Source organism: Microbacterium sp. NPDC076895, from assembly GCF_040687115.1.
Classification (GTDB): domain Bacteria; phylum Actinomycetota; class Actinomycetes; order Actinomycetales; family Microbacteriaceae; genus Microbacterium.
In genome coordinates this window covers 150961-163173 of record NZ_JBFBMQ010000008.1, presented here as the reverse complement: position 1 = coordinate 163173, position 12213 = coordinate 150961, and the positions used below count along the sequence as shown (strand labels likewise).

At 66.8% G+C, this 12213-nt stretch carries 12 protein-coding genes; 6 read left to right on the top strand and 6 right to left on the bottom strand.

What is annotated here, in order from left to right; translation table 11 throughout:
• The first annotated feature begins 232 nt into the window (after positions 1 to 232).
• Both AB0O89_RS09220 and AB0O89_RS09215 read left to right on the top strand, forming a co-directional pair.
• Positions 233 to 1261 carry a 6-phosphofructokinase gene (locus AB0O89_RS09220; protein ID WP_292712005.1) on the top strand — a complete coding sequence of 343 codons (1029 nt, stop codon included), beginning with the start codon at positions 233 to 235 and terminating at the stop codon, positions 1259 to 1261.
• A 223-nt stretch (positions 1262 to 1484) separates the two neighbouring features.
• Positions 1485 to 2342, top strand: a complete 858-nt coding sequence (locus AB0O89_RS09215) for a DUF559 domain-containing protein (RefSeq protein WP_363496618.1) — start codon at positions 1485 to 1487, stop codon at positions 2340 to 2342.
• Positions 2343 to 2434: 92 nt separating this feature from the next.
• On the opposite strand, the gene AB0O89_RS09210 is transcribed toward AB0O89_RS09215, so the two are convergent.
• Positions 2435 to 4543: a S9 family peptidase gene (locus tag AB0O89_RS09210; RefSeq protein WP_363496615.1), complete on the bottom strand. Its 2109-nt coding sequence runs from the start codon at positions 4541 to 4543 to the stop codon at positions 2435 to 2437.
• A gap of 54 nt (positions 4544 to 4597) precedes the next feature.
• Between AB0O89_RS09210 and AB0O89_RS09205 the strand changes: the two genes are divergently transcribed.
• The 3 genes from AB0O89_RS09205 to AB0O89_RS09195 all read left to right on the top strand — a co-directional run bounded on the left by AB0O89_RS09205 (position 4598) and on the right by AB0O89_RS09195 (position 7384).
• On the top strand, positions 4598 to 5506 hold the full coding sequence (locus AB0O89_RS09205) for a phosphodiesterase (RefSeq protein WP_363496612.1): 909 nt from the start codon (positions 4598 to 4600) through the stop codon (positions 5504 to 5506).
• A gap of 12 nt (positions 5507 to 5518) precedes the next feature.
• Positions 5519 to 6991 carry an aspartate ammonia-lyase gene (locus tag AB0O89_RS09200; RefSeq protein WP_363496610.1) on the top strand — a complete coding sequence of 491 codons (1473 nt, stop codon included), beginning with the start codon at positions 5519 to 5521 and terminating at the stop codon, positions 6989 to 6991.
• A gap of 108 nt (positions 6992 to 7099) precedes the next feature.
• On the top strand, positions 7100 to 7384 hold the full coding sequence (locus AB0O89_RS09195; RefSeq protein WP_300591984.1) for a hypothetical protein: 285 nt from the start codon (positions 7100 to 7102) through the stop codon (positions 7382 to 7384).
• Positions 7385 to 7408: 24 nt separating this feature from the next.
• Here AB0O89_RS09195 and AB0O89_RS09190 read toward each other — a convergent pair whose 3' ends face one another.
• The 5 genes from AB0O89_RS09190 to AB0O89_RS09170 form a co-directional block, all read right to left on the bottom strand.
• Complete coding sequence (locus AB0O89_RS09190; protein WP_363496607.1) at positions 7409 to 8272, bottom strand: fumarylacetoacetate hydrolase family protein; 864 nt, start codon at positions 8270 to 8272, stop codon at positions 7409 to 7411.
• A gap of 140 nt (positions 8273 to 8412) precedes the next feature.
• Complete coding sequence (locus AB0O89_RS09185) at positions 8413 to 9144, bottom strand: cytochrome c biogenesis protein CcdA (protein ID WP_363496605.1); 732 nt, start codon at positions 9142 to 9144, stop codon at positions 8413 to 8415.
• The gene (locus AB0O89_RS09180; RefSeq protein ID WP_363496602.1) at positions 9141 to 9653 is read right to left on the bottom strand and encodes a thioredoxin family protein; all 513 of its coding nucleotides are present in this window, start codon (positions 9651 to 9653) and stop codon (positions 9141 to 9143) included. The genes AB0O89_RS09185 and AB0O89_RS09180 overlap by 4 nt, the downstream gene beginning before the upstream one ends.
• Before the next feature lie 131 nt (positions 9654 to 9784).
• Positions 9785 to 10804 carry a HAMP domain-containing sensor histidine kinase gene (locus AB0O89_RS09175; RefSeq protein ID WP_363496599.1) on the bottom strand — a complete coding sequence of 340 codons (1020 nt, stop codon included), beginning with the start codon at positions 10802 to 10804 and terminating at the stop codon, positions 9785 to 9787.
• On the bottom strand, positions 10801 to 11502 hold the full coding sequence (locus AB0O89_RS09170; RefSeq protein ID WP_363496596.1) for a response regulator transcription factor: 702 nt from the start codon (positions 11500 to 11502) through the stop codon (positions 10801 to 10803). Before AB0O89_RS09170 ends, AB0O89_RS09175 begins: the two co-directional genes overlap by 4 nt.
• A 169-nt stretch (positions 11503 to 11671) precedes the next feature.
• On the opposite strand from AB0O89_RS09170, the gene AB0O89_RS09165 reads away from it, so the two are divergent.
• On the top strand, positions 11672 to 12040 hold the full coding sequence (locus AB0O89_RS09165) for an FKBP-type peptidyl-prolyl cis-trans isomerase (protein WP_341579503.1): 369 nt from the start codon (positions 11672 to 11674) through the stop codon (positions 12038 to 12040).
• The last annotated feature ends 173 nt before the right edge of the window (positions 12041 to 12213 follow it).

Genomic DNA, 12213 nt, shown 5'->3' with positions numbered 1-12213 from the left:
ATGCGATCAGACAAACTCGCCCGAAACTACCGCGCTGCCATCTGCCTCTCCTCGACCCTCATCTGGATCAAGACCGACTTAATCAACACGCCCTAAACGCCGCGCACCATCCCCACGGGGGCTCGCCGAGTAATCACGGCGGCCCGGGGATGGATGCCGCGGGGCGTGGACGCTAGTGTCGGTGGAGGCAACGTCGCCACCTTGCATCCGGAAACACCAACAGGGACGGCACATGAGAATCGGCATCCTCACCAGCGGCGGCGACTGCCCCGGTCTGAACGCGGTCATCCGCGGCGTGGTCCTCAAGGGCACGACGGCGTACGGGCTCGATTTTGTCGGCATCCGTGACGGATGGCGCGGCGTCGTCGACGGAGACTTCTTTCCGCTCTCGCGCCACGATGTGAAGGGCCTGTCGAAGGTCGGTGGCACGATCCTCGGAACCAGCCGCACCAACCCTTACGAGGGGCCGCGAGGGGGCGCCGAGAACATCGCTCGGACGCTCGAGGATGCCGGAATCGATGGCATCCTCGCGATCGGCGGCGAGGGCACTCTCGCGGCAGCCGACCGCCTCTGGAAGGACGGCATCAACGTCCTGGGTGTCCCGAAGACGATCGACAACGACCTGCGCGCTACCGACTACTCGTTCGGGTTCGACACCGCCGTCAACATCGCGACCGACGCGATGGACCGCTTGCGCACGACCGGCGACTCGCACCAGCGCTGCATGGTCGCCGAGGTCATGGGCCGGCACGTCGGGTGGATCGCCCTCCACGCCGGCATCGCGGCGGGAGCCCACGTCATCTGCATCCCCGAAGTCCCGATGTCGATCGACGAGATCTGCCGGCAGGTCACGAGCGCCCACGACCGTGGCCGCGCTCCGCTTGTTGTCGTGTCTGAAGGGTTCACGATCACCGGTATGGATGAGGCGCACAGCCACAAGGGTCTGGACGCGTTCAACCGCCCCCGACTGGGCGGTATCGGCGAGCTCATCGCCCCCGAGATCGAGCGCATCACCGGTATCGAGACGCGTGCGACGGTACTTGGCCACATCCAGCGCGGCGGATCGCCCTCGGCGTTCGACCGCGTCCTCGCGACACGCCTCGGGCTGCACGCCGCCGACGCGCTCGTCGACGGTGCGTGGGGTCAGATGGTCGCGATGCGCGGAACCGATATCGTTCGCGTTTCGTTCGAAGAGGCGCTGGGCGAGCTGAACACCGTTCCGCTCTACCGCTACGAGGAAGCCGCCGCCCTCTTCGGCTGATCGGCTGCTCGCGGCATCCGCCTGCGCGCACGACTCCGCTCGCGCACGAGCGTAGGACGTCTTCGGAGCGTAGGACGTGTTGACGTCGATTCGTCCTACCCTGGGGATTTCTCCTGCGTCAGGTTCACGCGCAGCATTCCTCCCCGGCGGGCGTGTCGGGCGCGGCATCCACGGTTGTGCGCATTGGTCCGTTCGCGCCGGGTGCGCGCGCAAGAGTCAACGGATGCGGAGCGTGGATGATGTGGTGCGATGGCTCGACCGACGCGGCGGCGTCGCGCACTCGCGATCGGTCGCCGCGGCAGGCTTTACTGTGCACGTCGTCCGTGTTGCTGTCGCGTCAGGGGCCGTTGAGCGAGTACGTCGGAGCTGGCTCGTGCTCCCGGGCAGTGCCTCGGCTCGACGCGCAGCTGCGACGGCTGGTGGACGTCTCACCTGCCTGAGTGCAGCCTCGGCGTTGGGATTGTGGACTCCGCTCCACGACGAGGTTCATATCGCGGTAGCGCGAACGGCGTCCCGCGTCCGTGTGCCCGGGGTGCGGCTGCACTGGGGCAGCGGCCCCGCACCTACCTCGACGATTCAGACGGACGAGCCGTTGGTCAACGTGCTGTTCCACGTCGCGCGCTGCGTGCCGCTCGCTGACGCGGCAGCGGTGTGGGAGTCGGCGCTGCGCAGCGGCCGCGCGGATCGGCGCGTGCTGGAACGCGTCCAGTGGGGGAGTGAGCGCGCCCTGCGGCTGGCATCGGTCGCTTCACGGCTGTCGGACTCGGGTATCGAAACCCACTTCATCCATCTGATGCGCAGCATCGGGGTAACGGTCGCGCAACAGGTCTGGGTGGACGGGCATCCGCTGGACGGACTGATCGGTGATCGGCTCGCCATCCAGCTCGACGGGTTCGCTCACCACCAGGCATCCGATCGCCGCCGGGATCTTCGGGCTGACGCCCGACTCGCCCTGCGAGGGTTCACCGTCCTGCGCTTCGACTACCACCAGGTCCTGTTCGAGCCGGAGTACGTGACGGCGACGGTGACGGATGCCATCGCCCAGGGCCTCCACCGGCACCCGCTCGTATCGCGCAGGTAGGAGAAATCACCCAGGTAGGACGTGTTGGCGTGGAACCGTCCTACGCCGGTGATTTTGCCTACCTGCGTGAGGGGCCGGGGTATGACGCGGGCTCAGTCCTGCGCAACCCCGAGGACGTCGAAGATCCACGCGAGTTCGTAGGCCCGCTCGCGCCACGAGTTGTAGCGCCCACTCACACCACCGTGCCCGGCTGACATCTCGCACTTCAGCAGCGCATCGGCACCGACTTCGCGCAACCGGGCGACCCACTTGGCAGGCTCCACGTACATCACGCGGGTGTCGTTGAGTGAGGTGACCGCGAGGATCCGCGGGTAGTCGACGCCATCGCGCACGTTCTCGTAGGGTGTGTAGCCCTTCATGTACGCATAGACGTCGGGGTCATCCAGCGGATTGCCCCACTCGTCCCATTCGATCACGGTGAGCGGCAGCGAGGGATCGAGGATCGTCGTCAGGGCATCCACGAACGGAACGACAGCCAGGATGCCGGCAAACAGCTCCGGAGCGATGTTGGCGATCGCGCCCATGAGCAGGCCGCCGGCACTTCCACCTTCGGCAACGAGGTGATCGGCATCCGTGTACCCGTTCTGGACCAGGTGGCGGGCCGCCGCGACGAAGTCGGTGAACGTGTTGCGCTTGCTCAGCAGCTTGCCGTCTTCGTACCATCTGCGTCCCATCTCACCGCCGCCGCGGACGTGGGCGACCGCGAAGACCACACCGCGATCGAGCTCCGAGAGTCGCGCAATCGAGAACGCTGGATCGATGGAGTGCTCATACGATCCGTAGCCGTAGAGGTGCAGCGGGCGAGGTTTCTCGCCGGGCTCGCCGAACGAGCGTCGCCACACCAGGGATACGGGGATCCGCGTGCCGTCTTTTGCGAGGGCCCAGACGCGGCGCTGACCATAGTCGGCAGGGTCGTAGCCGCCGAGCACCGGCTGTTGCTTGCGGATGCGGCGCTCGTCGGTGGCGACGACGAGGTCGACCACCGTCGAGGGCGTGACGAACGATCCGAACGCGATTCGGATCATCGGCGGTGCCCACTCGGGGTTTCCCGCTGTCCCGACGTCGTACAGTTCCTCATCGAAGACGATCTCGGTGGGCGTCGCCGTGGCATAGTCGAACGTCGCGAGCCGAGAGAGCCCATCGCGCCGGTAGCCCAGCACTGCCCAGTCGCGGAAGGTCGAGATGCCGAGCAGGCGCTGCCCGGGCTCGTGTGCGAGCACTACCTCGCGGGCTCCCTGCGGGTCATCGGCGCGAACCCGCACGAGTTCGAAATCCAGAGCCTGGTCGTTGTGGACGATGTAGAGCACGTCTTCACCGTCGACGACCGCGTGGGAGCTTGAGTACTCCACGCCCTCCTGCCGCGGCCACACGACGCGGGGCTGCGCCGCCAGGTCGTCGGCATCCATGAGCCACTCTTCCGAGGTGATGGAGGAGCCGAGTTCGATGATCAGGTAGCGGTCGCTGCGTGTGAATCCCGCACCGACCCAGTACCGGTCGTCGGGTTCGTGGAAGAGCGTGCGGTCATCGGATGTCGCGGTGCCGACCTCGTGAAGCCACACGGTGTCGGGTCGCCATGCCTCGTCGACGGTCGTGTAGACGATATGGCGGCCGTCGGGGGAGAAGCTTGCTCCCGCGAACGTGTCGGGGATCTCGTCAGGCAGCAGTTCGCCGCTCTCGAGATCGCGCACGCGGATCGTGTATCGCTCGTCACCGACCGTATCGACGGCATAGAGCAACCTGGTCGCATCGGTGGAAACCTCGAAGCTGCCGAGGGCGAAGAACTCATGCCCGTCGGCTTCGCGGTTGGCATCGAGCAGCACCTGCTCGCCCGGAACCGCGGTGTCGGGGGAGAGGACCGGCGGGTCCCAGTCCTCCGGCGAGGCCAGGGGCGCCCGGCAATGGATGCCGTACTGCTGCCCTTCGACGGAGCGGGTGTAGTACCACCACTGTCCGCGACGCACCGGCACCGACATGTCGGTCTCGAGTGTGCGCGAACGAATCTCCTCGAAGATCTGCTCGCGAAGCGGTGCAAGGTGGGCGGTGCGCGCCTCGGTGAAGGCGTTCTCTGCCTCGAGGTGGGCGCGAACGTCGGCGTCATCCTTCGCGCGGAGCCATTCGTAGGCATCCTCGACCTCGTCGCCATGATGAGAACGCAGGATGGGACGGCGGGCGGCGCGGGGTGCTTCGGGGACGGATGTCACCCGACCCACGCTAGTCGAGAGGGCCGCGTCGCCCGTGCGACGTATGCTGGCGACATGGCTTCGGCTCCCGTGCGTTTCGGTCAGTATCCGCCCGCGCTGCGGACGATCGTGCACCTGAGCGACACCCACTTCCTCGACGGTGATCGGCGCCTCGGCGGGCGATTCGACACCGCAGCGAACCTGGACCGGACCCTTCACAAGGTGCGGAGCCTCGGCATCCGTCCCGACGCGATCGTGGTGACTGGCGACCTCACTGACGAGGGTGAGCCCGGCGCCTACCGTAACCTGCGTGCGCTCCTGGAGCCGCTCGCCCGGGAGCTCGAGGCACCGTTGGTGTGGGTGGCGGGCAACCATGATGAGCGCCCGATGCTTCGCGAGCAGCTGTTGGATGCCGAACCGACGCAGGAGCCGGTGACCGGTGTCTGGGATCTTGGCGGACTGCGCCTCATCGCGCTCGACACCTCGGTGCCTGGCTGGCATCACGGCGACCTCGACGAGGGTCAGCTTCGGTGGCTCCACGAGCAGCTCGCGACCCCCGCACCGCTCGGGACGCTCCTCGCGATGCACCACCCGCCGATTCCGTCCCACCTGCCGTTCTTCGACATCCTCGAGCTGCGCGACCAGCAGCGGCTCGCCGAGGTCATCGCGGGCACCGATGTTCGCGGCATCCTCGCCGGTCATCTGCACTACTCGACGAGCGCGACCTTCGCGGGCATCCCCGTGTCGGTCTCGGCAGCCACCTGTTACACCATGGATCTCGCCCGGCCCGCCCAGCAGGTCAACGGCATGGATGCCGGGCAGTCCTTCCACCTCGTACACGTGTACGAGGCGACGATCACGCACGCCGTCGTGCCGGTCGTCGATGCCGACACCGGCGACTACTTCTCCGAGGAGTGGGTCGAACGGATGGCGGCACTCACCCCCCACGAGCGCCTCGAGGCATTCTCTCGAAAGCGCTCATGAACGGCAGGAACAATGACGCACCACACGGCCGCTTCGGCGCGCACTGAAACTGATTCTCTGGGGTCGATGGAGATCCCGGCCGACGCGTACTGGGGCATCCATACCGCCCGCGCGCTGGAGAACTTCCCGATCTCACGACGCCCGATTTCGGTCTACGCCGACCTCGTACGCGCCCTCGCGATGGTCAAGCAGGCGGCGGCTCGAGCCAACGCCGAGATCGGCGTTCTCGATCGCGAGAAGGCGTCGCTCATCGACCGAGCCTCGCAGCTGGTTATCGACGGTCAGTTCCACGACCAGTTCGTGGTCGGGGTGGTTCAGGGCGGTGCGGGAACCTCGACGAACATGAACGCGAACGAGGTCATCACCAACATCGCGTTGGAGCTAGCCGGCAGGCCCAAGGGCGACTACGCGTTCCTCTCGCCGATCGACGACACCAACCGCAGCCAGTCCACCAATGACGTCTATCCGACGGCCATCAAGGTCGGTTTGAGCCTGGATCTGCAGACACTCCTAGAAGAGCTCGATCTGCTGCGTCAGTCGTTCCTTCGCAAGGCGACGGAGTTCCATGACGTTCTGAAGGTCGGCAGGACCCAGCTGCAGGATGCCGTCCCCATGACTCTCGGGCAGGAGTTCCACGGCTTTGCGACCACCCTGGGCCAGGACTATCAGCGGCTCACCGAGAACGCGCATCTGCTCTTCGAGGTCAACCTCGGTGCGACGGCGATCGGCACCGGGATCACCGCCCACCCCGACTATGCGGCGGCGGTGCTGCGTCATCTTCGCGAGATCACGGGGCTGGACCTGGAGACCGCATCCGACCTCGTCGAGTCGACCAGCGACACGGGGGCGTTCATGTCGTTCTCGGCATCCCTGAAGCGCAACGCCATCAAGCTCTCGAAGATCTCAAACGACCTGCGTCTGCTCTCGTCGGGCCCGCAGGCGGGGCTCGGTGAGATCTCGCTGCCCGCGCGCCAGGCGGGATCCAGCATCATGCCCGGCAAGGTGAACCCCGTCATCCCGGAGGTCGTCAACCAGGTGGCCTTCGCGGTAGCCGGCGCGGACCTGACCGTCACGATGGCCGTCGAGGGCGGTCAGCTGCAGCTGAATGCCTTCGAGCCGATCATCGCTCACTCGATCTTCCAATCGATCACCTGGATGCGACGCGCCATGCGGACACTGCGCGTGAACTGCGTCGATGGCATCACCGCCAATCGCGAGCGTCTCGCGGCGTCGGTCGGAGCCTCGGTCGGTGTCGTGACCGCGCTGACACCGTTCATCGGCTACGCGGCCGCCGCAGCACTGGCCAAGTCTGCTCTGGTGTCTGGCCGCAACATCGCTGATCTGGTGGTGGAGGGTGGACTCATGTCGCGCGACGAAGTGACCAAGCAGCTCTCACCCGAGCGGCTCTCGGGACTCCAGGCAGTGACCGCCGCAATGCCGATCATCGGGTTCGAGACCGCTCCCACGGGAGACACCGACCTGTAATACGGAGCCACCGCATTGCGGAAGCTGGGAATATGCCGCTAGATTGCGGCGAGGTCGCTCAATGGCGTGCGACCACCCCTCACCCGCAATGGACGCAAGGAGTCGCCCATGTCCGATTCACCCGCCTACCAGCCTGCTCCGCAGGCACCCGCCGGCGCGCCGGCAGTCGTGCCCGGCAAGACGCTCGGCATCGTCGCACTGATCCTCGCTTTCTTCTTCCAGCTACTCGGCCTGATCCTCGGGATCGTTGCGCTGAACCAGAGCAAGGGATCGGGCTACAGCAACGCCCCGGCGAAGTGGGCCATCTGGCTGAGCATCATCTTCATGGTGCTGGGCATCGTCATCGCGATCATCGTCGTGTCGACGGCGTCGGTGGTTGTTTACTCGAACTGACGATCACCGAAGCGCACTGCCGGATCAGTCGATGATCCGGCAGTGCGTTTTCAGTTCCCCGATGCCTTCGACGCCGACCGTTACCGTCGAGCGGTCGCGCAGGAACACCTGCGGATCCCGCGAATAGCCAGCACCGCCCGGGCTGCCGGTGGAGATGAGGGTTCCCGGCAGGAGGGTCACGGATGCCGACAAGTGCGCGATCAGCGTCGACACCGGCCGGACCATCTGGCTCGTGGAGGCATCCTGGAGCGTGTGTCCGTCCAGGACCGTCCAGATGCGCAGATCCTGCGGGTCGGGGATCTCGTCGGCTGTCACGGCAACGGGGCCGACCGGGGTGAAGCCGTCGAACGACTTACAGCGCGACCACTGCGCCTCAGCGAACTGGATGTCACGCGCTGTGATGTCGTTGACGACGGTGTACCCCCAGACATGATCAAGGGCCGATTCGGGTGTCACGTCCTTCGCAGGCCGGCCGATGATCACTCCGAGCTCGGCCTCATAGTCCACCGACTCGCTGAGTGTGCGCGGCCAGCTCGTCGTGCCGTCGTGACCTGCCAGGGAGTTCGGCCACAGCACGAACACTGTCGGCGCCGTATCGGTCTTCAGCCCCAGTTCGCTGGAGTGCGCCGCGTAGTTCAGACCGACGGCGAGGATGACGGGTGGCTGCGGTACAGCGGGCCCGTAGACGGCGCCGTCAAGGGGAAGGTGGGGAGCAGTCGATGCCGCCTCGCGAACCCGATCGAGCAGCTCGTCGCCGCCCTCGATGAGCTCGTTGAGGGTGACCGGCGCCCCGTCGAAGAGCAGCGACACCACGGCTGCCCCGTCATCATCGACGGTCACGAGCTGCGGCGTGGCTGACCCGGGGAGGGAAACATGGGCGAAGCGCATTCACCCACGCTAGCGCTGAACAAAGACTCAGCGCCCGGTGCCGCGGCGATGCCTGCGAGTCGAAATCCGGGCGCTGAGTTGAACTAGTACCAGCTTCTCGCCGCATACGCGCGCTGTCAAGAGCCCCCGTGCGATGGTCCTCAGCGACCGATGTCCGATCCGATCTCCCACGGCGCGATGGGCGAGGAGGTGAGGATCCAGGCTTCGATGTCTTGCATCAGCCCGGTCGCGATGAGGATGCCGACGACGATGAACAGGATGCCCAGTCCCCGCCGGAACCAACCGTGGGGGTCAGCTGCCCAGCGCATTCGGCGGACGGCGCGCTGCCCGGCCAGGGCGATCACGAGCAGTACTGCCATGAGCCCCACGACGTAGGCGCCGAGCAACGCCAGCCCTCGTGCCGGCTCCGCGGGGAGCACCGTCACGATCACATACGCGAAGAGAGGGCTGCACGAGGTGAACACGGGGCCGAGCGCAGCGCCGGTGAGGATCGCGCCGAGGGTTCCACCGCGGCGGTGGGCGGCGTCCAGGTTCCGCGCGGAGGCGCCGGTCAGTCCGGTGCGCTGGGAGATGCGGTCCCACGCTGCGGGGAACACCGAGAAGAGGCCGAGGACGATGAGCAGGATGCCGCTGGCGATCTGCCACACCTGGGTGGGGATGTCGATGAGCGCCGTGGTCGCGCGCAGCAGCAGCGTGAAGACCGTGACACTCGATCCGAGCGACAGGGTGATGATGATGGCGCGGCGGGTGGCATCGCGGTTCGATGCGCCCTGCAAGGAGCCGCCCACGATGATCGGCAAGAGCGTGAGCGAGCAGGGAGCGAGAGTCGTCAGAGCGCCGGCCAGCAGCGCGCCCGCCAGCGCGGTGATCATCCGGCGATCGCCTGCGCCTTGATGTCTTCGCCGGTGACCGAGCCCGTCCACTTCGCGAGCTGTGTGCCGTCGGCGCTGACCTGCACGAACGTGTGCTGCTGAGTGATTCCGTACTCTCGCTTGAGATCGGTGGCGGTGTCGTAGTCGATCTTGACGACGGTGAGCCCGTCGGGGACCCCGGCGGTGGTGAGAGATTCTTCGGTCGCGCGGCAGCTTGGACACCAGTCGGCGTGGAAGAAGTAGACCACTGCGGTGTCGGCGCGGTCGGCCATCTCGTTCTGGTACTCCTCGAGAGTGAGGTAGGCGCCGGCGGTCACCGCATCGGCTGACATGTCGTCCATCGACTCGCTCGTGGCCATCTCGTCCGCGGAGCCGCCCGACATCTCGTCGTCCATGTGGGTCGATGACGGCGTTGCTGGCGCGCCGGTTGACGCCGGGGTTGCGCAGGCGGTCAGCGAGAGGCCAGCGGCGAGGATCAGTGCGGCGGCAGTGGTGGATGAGCGGCGCATGAGGACTCCTGTGCTCGGTCGGAAGATCATCGGTGAGCCTCAGTCAAGGGGACGGCGAGGCTTCTCGCCACGAAAGCGCGGCCCTTGTCACGGGTCCGTAAGAACTGCCGCAACCTGCCGGGCGGCCCGAGCTAGGACTGACCCGAGGCGTCGCATTTATCTGCCGGCAGCCGCAGGCTCACGGTGCAGCCGTCTGCTGGGGCTGTCCCGACGATCGTCACGGCCCCGCCGTGAGCTCGGGCTACCTCGTCGGCGATCGCAAGGCCGAGGCCCATTCCGCTGCCGGATCGGGCCGCGTCCCCGCGCCATCCGGGTTCGAGAAGGTGTGGCAGATCGCCTGCCGGTATGCCGCCGCATCCGTCTGTGACCGAAACCACGGCCCAGGCGTCTGCCCGTGTCGTCGTGAGCAGCACGCGACCTCCCGCGGGGGTGTGCTGCACGGCGTTTCTGATGATGTTCGTGACGGCGCGGGTGATTTCACGGACCTCGACCTCGACGACGTCGCCGCCGAGGGCGGTCGCTTCGATGTGCACGCCCTCGGCGGCTGCCAGCGGTGAGACGGAGGCAACGGCGTCCGACACGATGTCATCGAGCGCTGCCGTCGTGATTTCACGTCTGCTCTGACCGTGAAGCCGCGAAAGTTCCACGATGTCGTCGACCATCGCGTCGAGTCGGTCGACTTCGCGCACGATGCGCGCGGGCTCGTCGTCGGGCGAGCCGTCTTCTGCGACAGACTCCGCCAGTGCCCGGATGCCGGCAAGCGGCGTCCGCAGGTCGTGGGAGAGCCAGCGGACAGTCTCTCGTCGGGAGTCTTCAACCTCACGCGCGCGCTGTCTGTCGGCGCGCTCGGCGGCTGCATCCCGCTCGACCGCGCGCGCCCGCCGGGCAAGGACGAGGCCGACAAGGAGGGCAAGGGGGGCGCAGGCGGCCAGCACGATGAGCAGCGTCTGGGACGTGTGATCGTCGATGAGCATCTGTCGAGTCGCGACAGCAACACCGGCGGCGAGCGAGGCGACCACGACGAACGGCGCTGCGATGGCTGCCACGACGGGCCGGGAGCGGGGGAGTGCCGCCACGATCGCCGTACCCGCCAGTCCGACGCCTGCCGTGGTCAGGATCGACAGGAGCACCGCGTTCTCGTCCGGGGTCACAGCGCGCCCCCCGACTCCGCCGCATCCCAGCGATATCCCTTGCCGAACACCGTCGCCAACCGGGTCGGGCGGGAGGGGTCGGACTCGACCTTTTCGCGTAGGCGCCGCACGTGCACCGTCACGGTCGACGGATCTCCGACGTTCCAACCCCAGACTTCGCGGATGAGATCTTCGCGACTGTGAACGACTCCCGGGTGCTGCAGGAACCACACCAGAAGATCGAACTCGCGCGCTGTGAGAGCCAGGGCTTCCTCGTTCCGCAGAGCCCGGCCGGCCGCGATCTCGACGCGGAGATCGCCGTCGACGAGGATGTCGGGTGTTTCAGGGGGCGCGGTGGTGACCCGGCGCAGCAGGGAACGGATGCGTAGATCGAGTTCCCGCAGGCTGAAAGGCTTCGTGATGTAGTCGTCGGCTCCCGCGAGCAGCCCCTGAACCCGTTCGTGCTCCTGCGTGCGCGCCGTCACCATGATGAGGGGGAGGTCGCGCCGCATCGCGCGCAGTCTTCGCGTGACCTCGAACCCGCTCGAGCCCGGGAGCATCAGGTCGAGCAGCACGAGGTCGACGCCGGACTCGGCGAATCGCGCAACTGCCGCGTCGCCGTCGGCAACCGCTACCACATCGTGCCCGGCGCGGGTCAGGTAAGCGGCGACAGTTTCGCGCATCGTCCGGTCATCTTCGACCAGCATCAGGCGCACCACGGCCCCACTATAGGCATCCGGTCGTCTCGCGACACCCGCGGGGGCGGAGTCGTCAGGATTTCGTAATCACCACCGCAATCGATAGTGCGTCCCTCCGGATGCTCGGCGTCGTACCGGTCGTGGCGGCGCCGCATTGCGCGCCGCGACCGGCTCTGGTGGGATGGTGAGCATGACTGATGACCGCACCAAGCCCGACATCGACGCCCCCCAGGGCCCCGCTCCCTCCGAACTCGTCATCCGTGACCTCATCGTCGGTGAGGGAGCCGAGGCGAAGCCCGGCGACAGCGTCACCGTGCACTACGTCGGCGTCGAGTACGACTCGGGTGAGGAGTTCGACTCGTCGTGGAACCGCGGTGAGAGCATCCAGTTCCCGCTGCGCGGACTCATCCAGGGCTGGCAGGACGGTATCCCGGGGATGCGTGAGGGCGGTCGCCGTGAATTGGTGATCCCGCCGCACCTGGCATACGGGCCCGCCGGTGGCCACTTCCTGGGTGGCAAGACCCTCATCTTCATCATCGACCTGATCTCGGTCGGCTGACATTTTCTGACTGATCACACGGCGGCGGATGCTTCGGTATCCGCCGCCGTGTCGTCGCTGCGATGACCGGGAGATGACGAGCTCGGAAATTTTTCCATTCACGGGAATAGAGTGCGCCAGTAGCTTCGTTGGGGCTCTTGTCGCCGCCTGGCGGCCCAGAGAACTCCCGAGGA